The sequence below is a fragment of the Streptomyces sp. 3214.6 genome (assembly GCF_900129855.1).
Taxonomy (GTDB): Bacteria; Actinomycetota; Actinomycetes; order Streptomycetales; family Streptomycetaceae; genus Streptomyces; species Streptomyces soliscabiei.
Genome location: NZ_LT670819.1, coordinates 7,568,179 through 7,586,346, shown reverse-complemented (window position 1 = coordinate 7,586,346; position 18,168 = coordinate 7,568,179). Strand labels below are relative to the sequence as shown.

The window sequence follows — 18,168 nt, the reverse complement described above, 5'->3', positions numbered from 1 at the left end:
TCATCCCTTCACCGCCCCCGCGCTGAACCCGGTGATCAGCCACTTCTGGATGAAGGCGAAGACGACCACCACGGGCACGGCGGCGATGATGCCGCCCGCAGCCAGCGCGCCCAGGTCGACGCTGTCCGCGCTCATCAGGGTGTTCAGGCCGACCGGGATCGTCTGCTTGGTCTGGTCGGAGAGGAACATCAGGGCGAACAGGAAGTGGTTCCAGGCGTGCACGAAGGCGAAGGAGCCGACGGCGATCAGTCCTGGGCGCAGCAGGGGGAGGACGACGATGCGGAAGGCGGTGAACCGGTTGCAGCCGTCGACCCAGGCGGCCTCCTCCAGGGAGTAGGGCACGTTCCGGATGAAGCCGCTGATCAGGATCATCGACAGAGGCAGCTGGAAAACGGTCTCGGCGATGATCACGCTCGACAGCGAGTTGATCATCTTCAGCTCGGCGAAGATCTGGAAGAGCGGGACCAGGAGCAGCGCGCCCGGCACGAACTGGGTGCACAGCAGGGCGAGCATGAAGCCGCGCTTGATCTTGAAGTCGAAGCGGGCGAGGGCATAGCCGCCGGCCAGGGCGACGCCGGTGGTCAGCAGCAGGGTCGCCACGCCGGTGATCAGGCTGTTCTGGAAGTAGATCCCGAAGTCCCGCTCGTTCCACACCTTCTCGAAATGGTCGAAGGTCATCGGCCAGGGCACGAGCGAGGTCGAGCCCGCCGGGCGGAGCGCGAAGAGCAGGATCCAGTAGAAGGGGACGAGGGTGAAGACCAGGTAGATCCCCAGCGGGACGTAGATCTGCCAGCGGGGCGCCTCGTCCCAGGCGCGCTTCTTCCCAGGCGGCCGTCGGTCGGCGGCGGCGGGCACGCGCACGGGGGCGGGTGCGACCTCGGTTGCCTCCTTGGTGATCACTTGTCGCCTCCTCCGAACTTGCTCAGCCGCAGATAGACCATCGAGCAGAAGAGCAGGATCACGAACGCGACCGTGGTGAGGGCGGACGCGTAGCCGAAGTTGTGGGCGTCGACGCTGGTGTTGGCGATGTAGAGCGGGAGGGTGGTGGTCTCCCCCGCGGGGCCGCCGCCGGTGAGCGTGTACAGCAGGTCGACGTTGTTGAACTCCCACACCGCGCGCAGCAGCGTGGACAGGACGATGGCGTCCTTCAGATGGGGCAGGGTGATGTGCCAGAACTGCTTGATCCTGCTGGCCCCGTCGACCTCGGCGGCCTCGTACAGGTCCTTGGAGACGGACTGGAGGTCGGCGAGGATGAGGATCGCGAAGAAGGGGACACCGCGCCACAGGTCGGCGACGATCGCCGCCGGGAAGACGGTGGAGGTGTCCGACAGCCAGCTCGTGCCGTACTCGCCGATGCCCATGTCCGCGAGGTAACGGGTGATGCCGGTCTGGGAGTTGTAGAGCAGCACCCAGATCGCGGAGGTCAGCACGCCGGAGACGGCCCACGGCGAGAAGACCAGGGCGCGGCCGAGCGAGCGCCCCACGAAGGTCTGGTTGACGATCAGCGCCAGGGCCAGACCGAACAGCAGCTGCAGTCCGACCTCGACGACGACCCATTTCGCGCTGAAGGTCAGTGTGTCCCAGAACTGCGGGTCGTCGGTGAAGGCGTGGACGAAGTTGTCGAAGCCCGCGTAGCCGTTCCGCCACGGTTTGGTGGGGTTGTAGTTCTGCAGGCTGTAGTAGAAGACGCTGATGACCGGGTAGGCGATGAAGCCCAGCATCAGCAGGACCGCCGGCGCGATCAGCAGATACGGCAGTCTGCGCGGCGTGGCGGAGGCACGGCGCCGCCGGGGTGGCGCGGGCGGTTTCGCCACGGCTGCGGCTTGGGCCATGACAGGGTCTCCGTTCTCGGTACGTCGTGCGGAGGTCGTACAGGAAGCGCTTTCTCGACGTGCGGGGGTCGGCCCCTTTCGCGGTACGGGGTGCCTCTTGTTGCTGTGTGGCGGCTACGGATGCGTCGTGGCCGGTCGGGCCCACGCGGCGGAGCCGCATATCGATACGGCCCCGCGCCCCTGAGCGGGCCCGGTCAGCCTGCGTACGGGTCCGGGACCTTGCCCGGCCGTGCCAGGAACTCGAAGTCGCAGCCGGTGTCGGCCTGGGTGATCTGTTCGTTGTAGAGCGCTCCGTAACCGCGCTCGTAACGGGCGGGCGGCGGCGTCCAGTCCGCCCTGCGCCGCTCCAGCTCCTCGTCGTCCACGTTGAGTTGGAGGGTGCGGGCCTCGACGTCGAGGGTGATCGAGTCGCCCGTGCGCACCAGGGCCAACGGTCCGCCGACGTACGACTCGGGCGCCACGTGCAGCACGCACGCGCCGTAACTCGTCCCGCTCATCCGGGCGTCGGAGATCCGCACCATGTCCCGCACGCCCTGCTTGAGCAGATGGTCGGGGATGGGCAGCATGCCGTACTCGGGCATGCCCGGACCGCCCTTGGGGCCGGAGCCCCGCAGCACCAGGACCGTGTCGGCGGTGATGCCCAACTCGGGGTCGTTGATGGTGCGTTGCATGGTCCTGTAGTCGTCGAAGACGACCGCGGGTCCGGTGTGCTTGAGCAGCTGCGGCTCGGCGGCGATGTGCTTGATGACGGCGCCGTCCGGGCAGAGGTTGCCGCGCAGTACGGCGACCCCGCCCTCGGCGGCGACCGGGTTGTCCCGGAGCCGGATGACGTCGTCGTGGTGGACCCGCGCGCCGGCGAGCTGTTCGCGCAGGGTGTCGAACGAGACCGTCGGGCGGTCGAGGTGGAGCAGGTCCGGGATCCGGGAGAGGAAGCCGGGCAGGCCGCCCGCGAAGTGGAAGTCCTCCATGAGGTACTTCTGGCCGCCGGGGCGGACGTTGGCGAGGACGGGAACCGTGCGGGCGATCCGGTCGAAGTCGTCGAGGGTGAGCCTGACGCCCGCACGGCCGGCCATGGCGATGAGGTGGATGACGGCGTTCGTCGAACCGCCGAGGCCGAGGACGGTCGTCACCGCGTCCTCGAAGGCGTCGCGGGTGAGGATCTCGGAAAGGACGCGCCCCTTGTGGACTTGTTCAACGATCCTCATGCCGGACGATGCGGCCATCCGATCGTGCCCGGAGTCCACGGCCGGGATGCTGGACGCACCCGGCACCGTCACACCCAGCGCCTCCGCCGCGGCCGTCAGCGTGGACGCCGTGCCCATCGTCATGCAGTGACCCGGCGAGCGGGCGAGGCCGTTCTCCAGCTCGGCCAGCTCGCAGTCGCCGATCACGCCGGCCCGCTTGTCGTCCCAGTACTTCCACATGTCGGTGCCCGAGCCGAGGACCTCATTGCGCCAGTGGCCCGGCAGCATGGGCCCGGCCGGCACGAAGACGGTCGGCAGGTCGACGCTCGCCGCGCCCATGAGCAGCGCGGGGGTCGTCTTGTCGCAGCCGCCCATCAGCACGGCGCCGTCGACCGGGTAGGAGCGCAGCAGCTCCTCGGTCTCCATGGCGAGCAGGTTGCGGTAGAGCATCGGGGTCGGCTTCTGGAAGGTCTCGCTGAGCGTGGCGACCGGGAACTCCAGCGGGAAACCGCCCGCCTGCCACACGCCCCGCTTCACGGCCTGGGCGCGGTCGCGCAGGTGGACGTGGCAGGGGTTGATGTCGGACCAGGTGTTGAGGATCGCGATGACCGGCTTGCCGAGGTGTTCCTCGGGGAGGTAGCCGAGCTGGCGGGTGCGGGCGCGGTGACTGAAGGAGCGCAGGCCGTCGGTGCCGTACCACTGGTGGCTTCGGAGTTCCTCCGGACGCTTCAGCGCAGGACGCTTCGCCGAAGGACGTGCGGCGGCGGTGCCGTCGTCCGCGCGGCTGACGGCATGATCGTCGAAGCGCTTCATATGGACCATCCGGCGACTATGGCGGCGACCTCGGCACGCTCGTCCTCGGGCAGCGGACGGCTCGGAGGGCGGACCTCACGGCGGCACAGGCCAAGGGAGGCAAGGGCCTCCTTGACGATGGTGACGTTGTTGGCGGAGCCGTTGGCGGCGCGCAGCTCCTCGAAGCGCCTGATCTGTTCCCACACCTTCATCGCGGCCGGATAGTCCCCCGATCGAAGCGCTTCGATCATGTTCAGCGAAACGGCGGGGGCGACGTTGACCAGCCCGGACGTGAAGCCGGTGGCGCCCGCGGAGAAGTAGGAGGGGGCGTACGGCTCGGCGAGGCCGGCGACCCAGACGAAGCGTTCCAGGCCGGCGTCGCGCGCGAAGGCGGCGAAGCGGGCGGCGTCCGGGACGGCGTACTTGACGCCGACGACGTTGGGACAGGCGTCGGCGAGCTCGGCCAGGCGCTCACCGTGCAGCTGCGTGTTGCGGATGTACGGGACGACGCCCAGTTCGGGCACCGCCTGCGCGATCTCCCGGTGGTAGTCGACCCAGCCGCCCTGCGAGACGTAGGGGTGGACGGGCTGGTGGACCATCACCATCTGCGCGCCCAGCTCCCAGGCGTGCCGGGCGGAGGTGACGGCGGTGGGGACGTCGTGTCCGACGCCGACGAGGATGACGGAACGATCCCCCGCCTCCTCGATCGTCAACTCCGTGACCAGGCGGCGCTCCTCGGGGGTGAGGGCGTAGAACTCGCCGGTGTTGCCGTTCGGGGTGAGCGTGGTGATCCCGCCGTCGAGCAGACGGCGCAGCAGGGCCCGGTGGGCGTCCTGGTCGATGGAGCCGTCCCCGGCGAACGGGGTCACCGGGATGGCCACCACGTCGGCCAGGGCCGCACGCTGGGTCTCGAACGCCACGCTGCTCATTCCTGACCTTCCTCTGCCTGGGCCCCCGCGAGGGTCCCGTCGTCGGTCTCGGGGAACGCCCGGTGCACGAAGGACGCGATGTGGGCGTGCAGGGCGCGGGCCGCGCCGTCCGCGTCGCCGTCCAGGGCCAGCCGCAGGATCTCGCGGTGCTCGCCGGCCTCCCGCTCCCAGGAGGGTGAGGCGGCCCAGGCGACGGCGGAGACCAGGGCGGCCTGGTCACGGACCTCGTCGAGCATCCGGCCGAGCAGCGGGTTGCCGCACGGCAGGTAGAGCGCGCGGTGGAACTCCCGGTTGGCCAGGGACCGTTCGGCGGTGTCGGTCGCCTCGTCGGCCATCGTCAGCGCATCGCGGGCCGCGTCCAGGGAGGCGCCGCGCCGTACCGCCCGTCTCAGCGCCTCGGGTTCGAGGAGCAGCCGGACGTCGTAGACCTCGCGCGCCATGTCCGCGTCCACCATGCGCACCGTGACGCCCTTGTACTGGCTCATGACGACCAGTCCGGTGCCGGCCAGGGTCTTGAGGGCCTCGCGCACCGGGGTCTTGGAGACCCCGAACTGCGCGGCGAGCTCGGTCTCGACCAGGGCCTGACCGGGCGTCAGTCGCCCGGTGAGGATGCGGCGTTTGATCTCCTCCAGCACGTACTGCGTGCGGGAGGGGATCGGCGTGGGCACAGAGGTCATGCGCGCCTCTCGGAAGTCGCGTATCCGATCTCGGATCTCGCGTATCGCGTCTCATATATGACGTACGAAGTACGACGCGTTGAAGGTAGGAGGGCCCCTGTGATTCGTCAATGGTTCCGACAAAGGAAGTGTCAAAAGAGGTGTTGGAGGGGGGTGTTGGGAAGAGGCGCCGGAAGGGCGTGTCGGGACCCGGGGGTCAGAAGGGGATGGTCTCGCCCTCGCGTGCGGTGCGGGTCGGGCCGTCGAAGACGACGGCGGCCCGCTCGGTCGCGGCCTTCCGGGTCAGGGCGGGCCCGACGTGGGTGATGTACAGCTCCCGCACCCCCGCCTTGCGGGCGGCGTCGCCGGCGTCCTCCGGGGTGAGGTGGACCTGCTGTTCGTGTTCGCCTTCGCGATGCCGGTCGAGATCCGCCTCGCACAGGAACAGGTCGGCCCCACTGGCGAGTTCGGTGAGCGCGGCGCACGGCCCGCTGTCGCCCGAGTACGCGAAGACGCTTCCCTGGCACTCGGCCCGCAGCCCGTACGCCTCGGTGTCGTGCGCCATGGCGCGCGAGGTCAGGCGCACGTTCCAGTGCCGTACGGTGTGTCCGTCGAACAGGGGCCTGAAGTCGAGGACCTCGCTCAGGAACCGTACGTCCGAGCGGCCGAGGAAGCCGGCCAGGCGACGGGCGCAGTCGAGCGGCGCGTACACCGGGATCGGGGCCGGCGGGGTCATCCCGCCGTAGGCGAAGGCGTGGGCGGCGGCGAGGAGATCGGCGCTGTGACTGGCGTGGAGGTGGGAGATCCAGATCGCCGTGAGCCGGTCGGGATCCGTGTGCCGTCGCAACTCCGCGAACGTCCCGAACCCCGCGTCCACCCAGACCTCGGCCCCCGCCCCACGCAGCAGATAGCCGGAGCAGGGGCGGCCCGGCCCCGGGTGCGAAGAGGCGGTGCCGAGGATGGTGAGGCTGAGGGGCATACGGGGAGCGTACGGTTCGCGCCTGCCCGGCACGCCCTGATCGGGTCCGTCTACGACACGATCATCGGGTCGGCGCCAGGACCTGTCCTACGGCGTCCAGCCCGGGTCACGTCCGCTCAGTCCGACCGCCCGGTCGAGCAGCGGGGCGTCGTCCGGGACGGGCACGACGGGGCCGAAGATGCCGTTCCCGCGGTCCGACTCCTCGGCGGCCGCCCGCAGGAAGTCGTGCGAGGTCCGCAGCGCGGCCGGGTCGGGCGTGTACTCCTGCCCGGTGGCCCGGGCCAGGTCCCAGCCATGGATGACGAGTTCGTCGACGGCGACGGCGGCCGCGACGCCGCCGGGCAGGTCGACGCCGCCCGCGCGGGTCATGCCGGTCCAGGCGGCCGGGTCGCGCCAGGCGTCGGCGAGTTCGTCGAGCACCTTGGGCAGTTCCTCGCGCCAGCCGGGGCCGATGTCCGTCGCGGTGGTGTCCGGCGGGGTGTCGGTCGTGGACCCGAGGTCCTTGCGGGCGGCGTCGCGGAAGGCGCCGGCGAGGCCGGTCAGATGCCCGAGCAGGTTGCGGACCGCGGTGCCCGGGCAGGGCGTCGGATCCGCGAGCTGCTCGTCACGGACGCCCGCCGCGAGGCGCGCGATGATCCGGGCCTGCGGTTCGAGGTCAAGAGTCGTCGTGTCGGTCATGGAAGGTAGACCGCCCGCCCGCCGAGAACTCATCGGCCGGGGTCCGCCCGTGGTCCGTCCGGGGTCCGTCCGCCGCGCGTAGGGCACCTGCCCGATGCGGGGAGGGCCTCCTTAGACCCACGATGACCAGGCATGACGAAGAACTGGTCCGTGGTGCGCGTCCTGCGGGACCGCGACGCGGCGATCTGTCTGGCGGCGCTGGTGGTCTCCGGGTTCGGTACGTCGGCGTTGTGGCTGGCGTCCGGTGTGTGGGTGAAGGACCTCACCGGTTCGAACGGGCTTGCGGCGCTGTGTGTGCTCGCGCTGTGGGCTCCGACCCTGGCCGGCCCGCTGCTGGGCACTTTCGCCGACCGCGCCCGCCGCCGCCCCCTGCTCATCGCCCTCAACCTGGGCCCGGCCGCCCTGCTGCTCACCGTCCTCGGCGTCGACTCCCCCGGCCGGCTGTGGCTGCTGTTCGCGGTGCTGGTGCTGTACGGCGCCGCCTCGGTGGTGGCCGACGCGGCCGAGTCCGGGCTCGTCGCCGCCGCTGTCGCCCCGGAGCTGCTCGGCGACTTCAACGGGCTGCGCACGACAGCCGTGGAGGGCATGAAGCTGGTCGCTCCCCTGGCGGGCGCGGGCTTGTACGCGGCGTACGGCGGCGCGGGCGTGGCGCTGCTGGACGCCGCGAGCTTCGTCGCCGCGGCGGGGCTGTACGCGCGCGTGCGGGTGCGTGAGGAAAGGCCGCGGCGGGCCACCGGCGGTCTGCGGGCGCGGACGGCCGAGGGCGCGCGCTTCCTGTGGGCGCACCCGGCGCTGCGCCCGCTGGTCCTGGCCGGCGGTGCGACGATGCTGTTCGCGGGTGTCAACGGCGCGCTGGTCTACGCCGTCGTCGAGGGCCTCGGCCGCTCCCCCGCGTACGCGGGCGCGCTGTACGCCGTCCAGGGCGCCGGTTCGGTCGCGGTGGGACTGCTGTCGGGGCCCGCGCTGCGGTGGCTGGGGCCACGCCGGTTCGCCGCGTACGGGATCGGTCTGACGGCCGTCGCGGTCGCCGCGCGGGCCGTCCCCTCGGACCCGCTCGCCCTGATGTGCGGCGCGGCCGTCGGGGCCGGGCTGCCCTGTGTGCTGATCGCCGCGCTGACCGCCGTACAGCGGGAGACGCCGGACGCGCTGCTCGGCCGGGTCACCGCCACGGCCGGGACGCTGCTGTACGCGCCGAACGCCGTCGGGCTCGCGGCGGGGGCGGCACTGGTCGAACTCGTCGACCACCGCCCCCTGTTGCTCGCCCTGGGGGTATGCCTGTCGGTGACGGCCGCCCTGCTCCTTCAGCGCCCGGCGAGCGCCGAGCGCACCGCTTCCAGGTCGTCGTCCGACGCCAGCCCGGCGTGATAGAGCCGCAGTTCCGTCGCGCCGAGCTCCCGGGCCCGCGCGGCGTCGGCGGAGAGGGTGCCCGGACTGCCGCCCATGCCGGAGACGACGCCGAGGTTGGCGGCGACGACCGCGTCCGCGCGGCCCTGCCCGGCGAAGGGCGTCAGCAGGGCGGGGCCGCCGGCGCAGGGGACGACGACGCCGTCCGCGACGGACAGGATGTGCGCGGGGTCGACGCCCGGGTTGGCGCCCACGTGGTACGTCACGGGGTCGGCGTGCAGCAGGACCTGGAAGCCGTCGCGCGCGGCGCCGCGCACCGCCCCGACCGCGCTCTCCTGGAGCGTGCGGGCGGTGTCGTCGCGCCACGCGCGCGTGGCCGCCGCCGTCTCCTGCCCGAGCAGCTTCTCGACCCCCGCCCAGTCCCCGTCGTCGGGCGCCCCCCGCCAGAGCGGCTCCAGCGCCTCCCGTACGGCGGCGGCGAGCGCGTCGGCGTCCAGGCCCTGGGCGCCGTAGCCGGCCCGGCAGGCGGGGCAGAAGCAGAGCGCCATCAGGTACTGGCCGGCGTCCCCGAGGCCGACGCCGCCGGTCTTGTCATGGGCGTGCAGATGCTGCAGCCCGTACCAGCCGAGGGACTCCAGTTCGGTGCCGCCCGCGCCGGGGCGTACGGCGGCTTCGGCGGCGAGGTCGACGAGGTACGCGCGCGTGGCGGGCTGTGCGATGCAGGGGGCCCACGGGTAGCGGTCGCCGTAGGCGTTGACGACGGAGGTGTCCGGATGGTCGGCGCCCAGGCGGGAGTTGTGCGCGAGGACCACCCAGGTGTGCACGTCGAGCCCGGCCCCCGCGAGCGCCTCTGCGGCCTCCCCGTAGGCGTCGCCCGGGGCCCACTCGCCGGCCGGGTACGGGCGCAGGGCACGGCCCTCCCAGCGGGCGTCCGGCGGGTACAGCACGGCGGCGTGCTCGGCCGTGACGATGCGGTGGCGCGGGTGGCGGGGGGTGAGGGCGCGGGTGGAGTGGTAGGCGGCGGCGAGGGTCACCTGTTCCACGCCGAGCGCGGCGATACGGGCCGGGGCCGCGGGATCGCCGATGACGTCCCAGGGGTAGACGAATGCCGACGCCTTCACGCCTTGTCCTCCTCCAGCAGCGCATAGCCGCGTTCGATCACCTGGGCGAGTTGCTTGACATGATCCTCGCTCGGTTCGTGCAGCGGCGGGCGGACTTCCCCGACGTCGAGGCCGCGCAGCCGGACGCCGGCCTTGACGAGGGAGACGGCGTAACCGCGGCCCTGGGCGCGCAGTTCGACGAACGGCCGGTAGAAGCCGTCGAGGAGGCGGTGGGCGGTGGTGTCGTCGCCGGTGGTGAGGGCCCGGTGGAAGGCGAGGGCGATCTCGGGGGCGAAGCAGAACACGGCCGAGGAGTAGAGGGTGACGCCGAGGGCCCGGTAGGCGAGCTGGGTCTGTTCGGCGGTCGGCAGGCCGTTGAAGTAGAGGAAGTCGCCGGGGACCTCGGTGCGGACGGCGCTGATGATCCGCTGCATCAGGTCGAGGTCGCCGAGGCCGTCCTTGAGGCCGATGATCCCCTCGGTTCGGGCGAGTGCGACGACGGTCTCCGGGGTGAAGACGGCGTTGTCGCGCTGGTAGACGATCACGGGGAGCCGGGTCGCCGCCGTCACCTCCCGGTAGTGGCGCAGCAGGCCCTCCTGGGCGGCGACGACGAGGTAGGGCGGCAGGGCGAGCAGGCCGTCCGCTCCGGCCGCCTCCGCCAGCCCGGCGTAGCGCACGGCGAGCGCGGTCCCGTATCCGGCGCCGGCGATCACCGGCACCCGCCCGTCGGTCTCCTCGACGGCCGCCCGTACGCACCGCTCGAACTCCTCCGGGGTGAGCGCGTGGAACTCTCCGGTGCCGCAGCAGGCGAAGACGGCCGCGGAGCCGGCCTCCACTCCACGGCGGACGTGGGCGCGGTAGACGTCGAGGTCGAGGGAGCCGTCGGGGCCGTAGGCGGTCACGGGGAAGAACAGCGGTCCGCTGGGGACGCGGAGGCGGGCGGCGAGCGGGGCTGACGTCACAGGCTCTCCCGAGTCCATATTCTTGAGCAGCGTCCATATTCCTGAACAGGCTCACGCTAAGGTGCCCGATCGAGCCCGGTCAAGCCGACCAACCCCCGAGACACCAGCAGTTTTGCCAGGCATGCTGAACCCTTGACGGGTGACGCCGTGGCTCCTTAGCGTGTCCACGAATGTGAACTATGGCCACGCATGCGTCCGCCGCTGCGAACAGTCCCGCGACCGATCCAAGGAGACCCGAGGATGCCCGCTCCGCGCACCGTCCTGCTCACCGGCGCCGCAGGCGGCCTCGGCACCCTGATGCGGGACCTGCTGCCGGCCTACGGCTACGAGCTGCGCCTGTTCGACCTGCGCCCGATCGACGGCGAGCCGGACGCGATCGTCGCGGACCTGGCCGACCGGGAGGCGGTCCGGGAGGCCGTGCGGGGCGTAGATGCGATCCTCCACCTCGCCGGCATCTCCCTGGAAGCCCCCTTCGAGAAGATCCTCAAGGCGAACATCGAGGGCACCTACCACCTGTACGAGGCGGCCCGCGAAGAGGGCGTCGGCCGGATCGTCTTCGCCTCCTCCAACCACGCGGTCGGCTTCACCCCCCGCCCCCAGGGCGACGACCCCCTGATCCCCGTCGACACCCCGCACCGCCCGGACACCTTCTACGGCCTGTCCAAGTCGTTCGGCGAGGACCTCGCCCAGCTCTACTGGGACAAGCACGGCCTGGAGAGCGTGTCGGTGCGCATCGGCTCCTGCTTCGCCGAGCCGACCGGCGTGCGGATGCTGTCGGTGTGGATGAGCCCCGCCGACGGCGCCCGCCTCTTCCACGCGGCCCTGACCGCCGAGGATGTCGGCCACACGATCGTGTACGGCTCCTCCGCGAACACCCGGCTGTGGTGGGACCTGAGCTCCGCGCGGGCGCTCGGCTACGAGCCGCAGGACGACTCCGAGCCGTACGCCGAGAAGCTGATCGCCGAGCAGGGCGAGCTGGACCCGGAGAACATCGCCCACGCCCACCTGGGCGGCCACTTCGTCAGCGACCCGCCGATCTGGCCGTACTGACCCATCGCCGTACCGGATACCGGCCGTACCGGCCGAGAAGCACACCTCGCGGGAGGCGGGCGGGCACCGAACGGGCCCGCCCGCCGCCGTATCCGGGCACGCGCGCTGCCCGAACCCACCCGTCCTCCGGCTCCGCCGCAGGTCCGAGGCGGGCGGCCGGGACGGGGAAACGGGCCGAGACGGGCAGCGACGGGCCTGCAACAGGCCTGGTCAGTGCCGCGCACCCGCTGTAGAACTTCCCCCATGGGCCGCACCGGGCCCGAACGGGCAGGACGGCGGGAGAGCGAGGTGACGGCATGACCCCGAGGACGGCGGAGGAGCGGCGACGCGAGATCGTGCGCACCGCGCGGGCCACCGGCTCGGTCGACGTCGCCGCGCTCGCCGCCGAACTGGGCGTGGCCAGGGAGACCGTACGGCGGGATCTGCGCGCCCTGGAGGACCACGGGCTGGTGCGCCGTACGCACGGCGGCGCCTACCCCGTGGAGAGCGCCGGCTTCGAGACCACGCTGGCCTTCCGCGCCACCAGCCACGTACCCGAGAAGCGCCGGATCGCCGCTGCGGCGGCCGCCCTGGCCGGGGACGCGGAGACCGTCTTCGTCGACGAGGGCTTCACCCCGCAGCTCATCGCCGAGGCGCTGCCCAGGGACCGGCCGCTGACCGTGGTCACCGCGTCCCTGCCGGTCGCGGGCGCGCTCGCCGGGAGGGAGAACACGTCCGTGCTGCTGCTCGGCGGCCGGGTCCGCTCCGGCACGCTGGCCACGGTCGACCACTGGACGACGAAGATGCTGGCCGGCTTCGTCGTCGACCTCGCCTATCTCGGCGCCAACGGCATCTCCCGCGAGCACGGTCTGACCACCCCGGACCCGGCCGTGGGCGAGGTCAAGGCGCAGGCCGTGCGGGCGGCCCGGCGCGTGGTCTTCGCGGGCGTCCACACCAAGTTCGGCGCGGTCAGCTTCTGCCGGTTCGCCGAGGTGGGCACGCTGGAGACGATCGTGACGAGCACCCTGCTCCCGGCGGCCGAAGCCCACCGCTACTCACTGCTGGGACCCCAGATCATCAGGGTTTGAAAAACCGACCCACCCTCGTACGGCCGTACCGGACCGACCCGGTTCGTAAATCCAACTCACCCCCTAGGGCACCTCCATGCCGCTCGACGCCCTAGATCTCCCCTTACGTCCAGGAGTGATCCATGCGAACCCAGAGCCGACGGAGGCCGCGAGCCACACTCGCCGCGGTCGCCGCAGGGACGCTGCTCGCCCCGCTGCTCTCCGGCTGCTGGGCCGGGGCCGGCGGGGCGGGTTCCGGCGGCGACTCCATCAACGTCCTCATGGTCAACAACCCGCAGATGACGGAGTTGCAGAAGCTCACCGCCGACCACTTCACCAAGGAGACCGGCATCAAGGTCAGCTTCACCGTCCTGCCGGAGAACGACGTCCGCGACAAGATCAGCCAGGACTTCGCCAACCAGGCGGGCCAGTACGACGTGGCGACCCTGTCGAACTACGAGATACCGATCTACGCCCGCAACGGCTGGCTGCAGGCCATGAACGGATACGTCGCGAAGGACCCCGGCTACGACGAGCAGGACGTCCTGAAGCCGATGCGCGAATCCCTCACCGCGGACGACGGCAAGCTCTACGGCCAGCCCTTCTACGGCGAGTCGTCCTTCCTGATGTACCGCAAGGACGTGTTCGCGGCGAAGGGCCTGACGATGCCCGCGCACCCCACCTGGCAGCAGGTCGCCGACCTCGCGGCGAAGGCGGACGGCGCGGAACCCGGCATGAAGGGCATCTGTCTGCGCGGACTGCCCGGCTGGGGCGAGGTGATGGCGCCCCTGACGACCGTCGTGAACACCTTCGGCGGCACCTGGTTCGACAAGGACTGGAAGGCACGGCTCGACTCGCCCGCCTTCGCGAAGGCGACGGCGTTCTATGTCGACCTCGTCCGCGCCCACGGCGAGTCCGGGGCAGCCCAGTCCGGCTTCGCCGAGTGCCTGAACAACATGACCCAGGGCAAGGTCGCGATGTGGTATGACGCCACCTCCGCGGCCGGCTCCCTGGAGGCGGCGAAGTCCCCGGTCAAGGGCAGGATGGGATACGCCCCCGCCCCCGTGGAGCAAACCGACGCCTCCGGCTGGCTCTACACCTGGGCCTGGGGCATCCAGAAGGCCTCCCGCAACGCCGACAAGGCCTGGAAGTTCGTCTCCTGGGCGTCGAGCAAGCAGTACGAACAGCTGGTCGGCCGGGAGATCGGCTGGTCGAACGTGCCGGCCGGCAAGCGGGCGTCGACGTACACGAACGCCGACTACGTGAAAGAGGCCGCCGCCTTCCAGGAGATGACGAAACAGGCCATCGAGGGGGCGAAACCCAACGACCCCGGGGTGCAGCCGCGGCCCGCGCCCGGCATCCAGTTCGTCGGCATCCCCGAGTTCACCGACCTCGGCACCAGGGTCTCCCAGGAGATCAGCGCGGCCATCGCCGGCCGCCAGTCCGTCGAGTCGGCCCTGAAGAAGTCCCAGAAGATCGCCGAGCGGATCTCCGAGGAGTACGAGGGACGATGACCGCGACGACGACGGCCCCGCCGACCACCGCACCCGTACGCCCCCTGCGGCAGCCCTCCGACCGGCTGCGCGCCTGGGCGACCCGGGCTCCGCTGCTGCCCGCCCTGGTCTTCATGATCGTGGTCACCCAACTCCCCTTCGTGGCCACGCTGGTGATCTCCTTCTTCGACTGGAACGCCCTCTATCCCAAGGCCCGCCGCTTCACCGGCCTCGACAACTACCACCAGGTCCTCACCGACGCCGACCTGCGCCACTCGGTGTGGACGACCGTGCTGCTGACGGCGGCCGTGGTGCTGGTCAGCCTGCTGCTCGGGCTGGCGCTGGCGCTGCTGCTGGACCGCCGCTTCCGTGGCCGGGGCGTGGTCCGCACGCTGCTGATCGCGCCCTTCCTGGTGGTGCCGGTGGCCGCGGCCCTGCTGTGGAAGCACGTCCTCTACAACCCCGAATACGGCCTGTTCAACGGGTTGTTGCATTACGTGGGCGGTCCACAGCCCGACTGGATATCCGACACGCCGCTGCTCGCCGTCGAGGCCTCCCTCGTCTGGCAGTGGACGCCGTTCATGATGCTGATCCTGCTGGCCGGACTGCAGAGCCGGGACCAGCAGCAGATCGAGGCGGCGCGGGTGGACGGCGCGAGCGACTGGCAGATCTTCCGCCACCTCACCCTGCCCCACCTGCGCCGGTATCTGGAGCTCGGCGCCCTGCTCGGCTCGATCTACATCGTGCAGAACTTCGACGCCGTCTTCACCATCACCTCCGGCGGCCTGGGCACCGCCAACCTGCCCTACACCGTCTACCAGAGCTTCTACCAGGCCCATGAGAACGGCCTCGCCTCGGCCGCGGGCGTCCTGGTGGTCATCGGCTCGATCGTCATCGCGACCTTCGCCCTGCGGGTCGTCTCGTCCCTGTTCCGCGAGGAGGTGTCCCGCGCATGAACGTCGTACGCCGTGGCGGCCTCGGGCTGTTGGCCTGGGTGGCCGGGATCGTGTTCTTCCTGCCCGTCGCCTGGATGGCCCTGACGTCCTTCCACTCCGAGCAGGACGCGGCGACCAACCCGCCGTCCTTCGCCGCCTCGCTCACCCTCGACGGCTACCGCGAGTTCTTCGGCACCGGCGGCGGCGCGAGCCCCTGGCCGGCGCTGGTCAACTCGACGGTGGCGTCCCTCGGGTCGACCGTCCTCGTCCTGCTCCTCGCCCTCCCGGCGGCCTACGCGCTGTCGATCCGTCCGGTGAAGAAGTGGACGGACGTCCTGTTCTTCTTCCTGTCGACGAAGATGCTGCCGGTGGTGGCGGGCCTGCTGCCGATCTACCTGTTCGCGAAGAACGCGGGTCTGCTGGACAACATCTGGCTGCTGGTCGTGCTGTACACCTCCATGAACCTGCCGATCGCGGTGTGGATGATGCAGTCGTTCCTGTCCGAGGTCCCGGTGGCGATCATCGAGGCCGCACGGGTGGACGGGGCGCGGCTGCCGACGATCCTCGCGCGTGTGGTCGCCCCGATCGCGCTCCCGGGCATCGCGGCGACGGCCCTGATCTGTTTCATCTTCAGCTGGAACGAACTGCTGTTCGCGCGGGTGTTGACGGGTGTGGTCGCGGAGACCGCCCCCGTCTTCCTCACCGGCTTCATCACCAGCCAGGGGCTGTTCCTGGCGAAGGTGTGCGCCGCGTCGCTCGTCATCTCCCTGCCGGTGCTCGCCGCGGGGTTCGCCGCCCAGGACAAACTGGTCCAGGGCCTGTCCTTGGGAGCCGTGAAATGAAGGCCGCCGTCATCGAGTCCGTGGGCCGTGCCGTCGTCACCGAGGTCCCCGACCCGACGCCCGGGCCGCGCGAGGTGGTCGTCGAGGTCGCCGCCTGCGGGCTGTGCGGCACCGATCTGCACATCCTGGGGGGCGAGTTCGCGCCCAAGCTGCCGATCGTGCCGGGGCACGAGTTCGCGGGCACGGTGGTCGGGGTGGGCGCCCAGGTCACGGAGGTCGCCGTCGGCGACCGGGTGGCGGTCGACCCGTCCCTGTACTGCCACGAGTGCCGCTACTGCCGCACCGGCCACAACAACCTCTGTGAACGGTGGGCCGCGATCGGCGTCACCACGGCCGGCGGTGCGGCGCAGTACGCGGTCGCGCCGGTGGCGAACTGCGTACGGCTGCCCGAGCACGTGCGCACCCAGGACGCGGCGCTGGTGGAGCCGCTGTCGTGCGCGGTGCGCGGCTACGACGTGCTCCGCGCGCGGCTGGGCGCGCACGTGCTGATCTACGGCTCGGGGACGATGGGGCTGATGATGCTGGAGCTGGCCAAGCGCACGGGCGCGGCCGGCGTGGACGTCGTGGACGTGAACCCGGCGCGCCTGGAGACGGCCCGGCGGCTCGGCGTCTCCGGGGCGGCGGCGAGCCCGGACGAGCTGGAGCGTCCGCAGGGCTGGGACCTGGTCGTGGACGCGACGGGCAATGCGGCGGCGATCCAGGACGGCCTGGACCGGGTGGCGAAGGCGGGGACGTTCCTGCAGTTCGGCGTCGCCGACTACGCGACCCGGGTCACGATCGACCCGTACCGGATCTACAACCAGGAGATCACCGTCACGGGGTCCATGGCGGTCCTGCACAGCTTCGAGCGGGCGGCCGAGCTGTTCGCGAACGGGGTGCTGGACCCGGAGGTCTTCATCAGCGACCGGATCCCGCTGGAGCACTACCCGCAGGCGCTGGAGCAGTTCGCGGCGGGGGTCGGGCGCAAGATCGTGGTGGTGCCCTGACCGAGCGTTCTCGGGTTCCTCACCCGGGCAGCGGCTTCGGGCGCGGGTAAGGGAACGGCAAAGTGGTCTCAGTCGTTCACGGGGCATGACAGCTATGACCCCCGGCTCGAACATCCCTCTCTCCGTCGCCCGCGTGACGGTGGACGTCGCCGCCCCGGTGCGACTCGACGTTTCGGGCCTGCTGCTCACCGCAGACGGCAAGGTGCGCTCGGACGACGACTTCATCTTCTACAACCAGCCCCACGGCCCGGGCGTGACATACCGCTCCGGCGGGGGCACGGCGCCCGACGCGATCATCGTCGACACGGCCGCGCTCCCGCCCGGCATCGAGAAGATCGTCGTCACCGCGAGCCCGGACGCCGCGGGCCAGACGTTCCAGGGCGTCGAGCCGACGGCGACGATCCGCAGCGCGGACGACGACCATGTGCTGGCCACGTTCACGCCCCCGCAGCTCGGCAGCGAGACGGCGCTGGTCGTCGTGGAGATCTATCTGCGCGGCGGCGCCTGGAAGGCCCGCGCGGTCGGCCAGGGGTACGCCAACGGTCTGGCCGGCATCGCCACCGACTTCGGAGTCACGGTGGAGGAGCCGGCGCCGGCCGCCGCCCCGGCCCAGCCGGTCACCCCGCCCCCGCCGCCGATGCAGGCCCCGGTCACGCCGCCGGCCCCGCCCATGGACCCGAGGCTCACCGCCCCCGCCCCGCCGGCCGCTCCCCCGGCCCCGCCCGCCGCGGCCCCGGGCACCGGGAAGATCAACCTCGACAAGGGCCGCGTCAGCCTGCAGAAGAACCAGACCGTGTCCCTCATGAAGGGCGGCCGTCCGCTGCTCTCGCAGGTCAAGATGGGTCTGGGCTGGGAGCCCGCGTTCCGCGGCAAGGACATCGACCTGGACGCCTCGGTCATCGCCTACGGCCCCCAGCGCAACCACATCGACAGCTGCTACTTCGGCAAGCTCTCCATCCTGAACGGCGCGATCAAGCACTCCGGCGACAACCTCACCGGCGAGGGCGGCGGTGACGACGAGGTGATCGTCGTCGACCTCGGGCGCCTCCCCCAGGAGGTGTCCGGTCTGGTCTTCACGGTGAACTCCTTCTCCGGCCAGAAGTTCACCGAGGTCGCCAAGGCGTACTGCCGGCTGCTGGACGCCTCGACCGGCGAGGAGCTCGTCCGCTTCGACCTCACCGGCGCCGAACCGCAGACGGGCGTGCTGATGGCCAAGCTGATCCGGCAGTTCTCCGGCGAGTGGGAGATGACGGCCATGGGCGACTTCGTCAAGGCCCGCACCGTACGGAACATGGTGAAGCCGGGCGCCCAGGCCCTGTAGGACCCGGCCAAGGGCGCCCGCCTGCACGGGGGCGCCCGC

17 protein-coding genes are annotated in these 18,168 nt (G+C 71.4%); 8 read left to right on the top strand and 9 right to left on the bottom strand.

Features of this window, described 5'->3' with window-relative positions:
• From B5557_RS34320 to B5557_RS34290, 7 genes are all read right to left on the bottom strand, one after another.
• On the bottom strand, nucleotides 1–900 hold the full coding sequence (locus B5557_RS34320; RefSeq protein ID WP_079663115.1) for a carbohydrate ABC transporter permease: 900 nt from the start codon (nucleotides 898–900) through the stop codon (nucleotides 1–3).
• Nucleotides 897–1,832, bottom strand: coding sequence for a carbohydrate ABC transporter permease (locus B5557_RS34315; RefSeq protein WP_079663114.1), 936 nt, complete (start codon nucleotides 1,830–1,832; stop codon nucleotides 897–899). The genes B5557_RS34320 and B5557_RS34315 overlap by 4 nt, the downstream gene beginning before the upstream one ends.
• Before the next feature lie 194 nt (nucleotides 1,833–2,026).
• On the bottom strand, nucleotides 2,027–3,838 hold the full coding sequence (gene araD, locus B5557_RS34310) for an L-arabinonate dehydratase (RefSeq protein ID WP_231976120.1): 1,812 nt from the start codon (nucleotides 3,836–3,838) through the stop codon (nucleotides 2,027–2,029).
• Nucleotides 3,826–4,737 carry a dihydrodipicolinate synthase family protein gene (locus tag B5557_RS34305; protein WP_079663113.1) on the bottom strand — a complete coding sequence of 304 codons (912 nt, stop codon included), beginning with the start codon at nucleotides 4,735–4,737 and terminating at the stop codon, nucleotides 3,826–3,828. The genes araD and B5557_RS34305 overlap by 13 nt, the downstream gene beginning before the upstream one ends.
• Complete coding sequence (locus B5557_RS34300) at nucleotides 4,734–5,414, bottom strand: GntR family transcriptional regulator (RefSeq protein WP_079663112.1); 681 nt, start codon at nucleotides 5,412–5,414, stop codon at nucleotides 4,734–4,736. The genes B5557_RS34305 and B5557_RS34300 overlap by 4 nt, the downstream gene beginning before the upstream one ends.
• A gap of 196 nt (nucleotides 5,415–5,610) precedes the next feature.
• On the bottom strand, nucleotides 5,611–6,372 hold the full coding sequence (locus tag B5557_RS34295; RefSeq protein ID WP_079663111.1) for an MBL fold metallo-hydrolase: 762 nt from the start codon (nucleotides 6,370–6,372) through the stop codon (nucleotides 5,611–5,613).
• A gap of 87 nt (nucleotides 6,373–6,459) precedes the next feature.
• Nucleotides 6,460–7,050, bottom strand: coding sequence for a TIGR03086 family metal-binding protein (locus B5557_RS34290; protein ID WP_079663110.1), 591 nt, complete (start codon nucleotides 7,048–7,050; stop codon nucleotides 6,460–6,462).
• A gap of 132 nt (nucleotides 7,051–7,182) precedes the next feature.
• On the opposite strand from B5557_RS34290, the gene B5557_RS34285 reads away from it, so the two are divergent.
• On the top strand, nucleotides 7,183–8,415 hold the full coding sequence (locus tag B5557_RS34285) for an MFS transporter (RefSeq protein ID WP_079663109.1): 1,233 nt from the start codon (nucleotides 7,183–7,185) through the stop codon (nucleotides 8,413–8,415).
• On the opposite strand, the gene B5557_RS34280 is transcribed toward B5557_RS34285, so the two are convergent.
• Nucleotides 8,352–9,515 carry a hypothetical protein gene (locus B5557_RS34280; protein WP_079663108.1) on the bottom strand — a complete coding sequence of 388 codons (1,164 nt, stop codon included), beginning with the start codon at nucleotides 9,513–9,515 and terminating at the stop codon, nucleotides 8,352–8,354. The two genes, B5557_RS34285 and B5557_RS34280, sit on opposite strands and share 64 nt — an antisense overlap.
• Nucleotides 9,512–10,456: a 5-dehydro-4-deoxyglucarate dehydratase gene (locus B5557_RS34275; protein WP_231976119.1), complete on the bottom strand. Its 945-nt coding sequence runs from the start codon at nucleotides 10,454–10,456 to the stop codon at nucleotides 9,512–9,514. Before B5557_RS34275 ends, B5557_RS34280 begins: the two co-directional genes overlap by 4 nt.
• Before the next feature lie 240 nt (nucleotides 10,457–10,696).
• On the opposite strand from B5557_RS34275, the gene B5557_RS34270 reads away from it, so the two are divergent.
• From B5557_RS34270 to B5557_RS34240, 7 genes are all read left to right on the top strand, one after another.
• Complete coding sequence (locus tag B5557_RS34270) at nucleotides 10,697–11,506, top strand: NAD-dependent epimerase/dehydratase family protein (protein WP_079663106.1); 810 nt, start codon at nucleotides 10,697–10,699, stop codon at nucleotides 11,504–11,506.
• 296 nt (nucleotides 11,507–11,802) lie between these two features.
• Complete coding sequence (locus B5557_RS34265; RefSeq protein ID WP_079663105.1) at nucleotides 11,803–12,573, top strand: DeoR/GlpR family DNA-binding transcription regulator; 771 nt, start codon at nucleotides 11,803–11,805, stop codon at nucleotides 12,571–12,573.
• Nucleotides 12,574–12,695: 122 nt separating this feature from the next.
• The gene (locus B5557_RS34260; protein ID WP_079663104.1) at nucleotides 12,696–14,066 is read left to right on the top strand and encodes an ABC transporter substrate-binding protein; all 1,371 of its coding nucleotides are present in this window, start codon (nucleotides 12,696–12,698) and stop codon (nucleotides 14,064–14,066) included.
• Complete coding sequence (locus B5557_RS34255) at nucleotides 14,063–15,001, top strand: carbohydrate ABC transporter permease (protein WP_079663103.1); 939 nt, start codon at nucleotides 14,063–14,065, stop codon at nucleotides 14,999–15,001. Before B5557_RS34260 ends, B5557_RS34255 begins: the two co-directional genes overlap by 4 nt.
• Nucleotides 14,998–15,822 carry a carbohydrate ABC transporter permease gene (locus B5557_RS34250; RefSeq protein WP_079663102.1) on the top strand — a complete coding sequence of 275 codons (825 nt, stop codon included), beginning with the start codon at nucleotides 14,998–15,000 and terminating at the stop codon, nucleotides 15,820–15,822. Before B5557_RS34255 ends, B5557_RS34250 begins: the two co-directional genes overlap by 4 nt.
• Nucleotides 15,819–16,808 (top strand): zinc-dependent alcohol dehydrogenase family protein, encoded by a 990-nt coding sequence (locus B5557_RS34245; protein ID WP_079663101.1) that lies wholly within the window; start codon nucleotides 15,819–15,821, stop codon nucleotides 16,806–16,808. The genes B5557_RS34250 and B5557_RS34245 overlap by 4 nt, the downstream gene beginning before the upstream one ends.
• A 94-nt stretch (nucleotides 16,809–16,902) precedes the next feature.
• Nucleotides 16,903–18,129, top strand: coding sequence for a TerD family protein (locus B5557_RS34240; RefSeq protein ID WP_099937606.1), 1,227 nt, complete (start codon nucleotides 16,903–16,905; stop codon nucleotides 18,127–18,129).
• Nucleotides 18,130–18,168 lie beyond the last annotated feature (39 nt).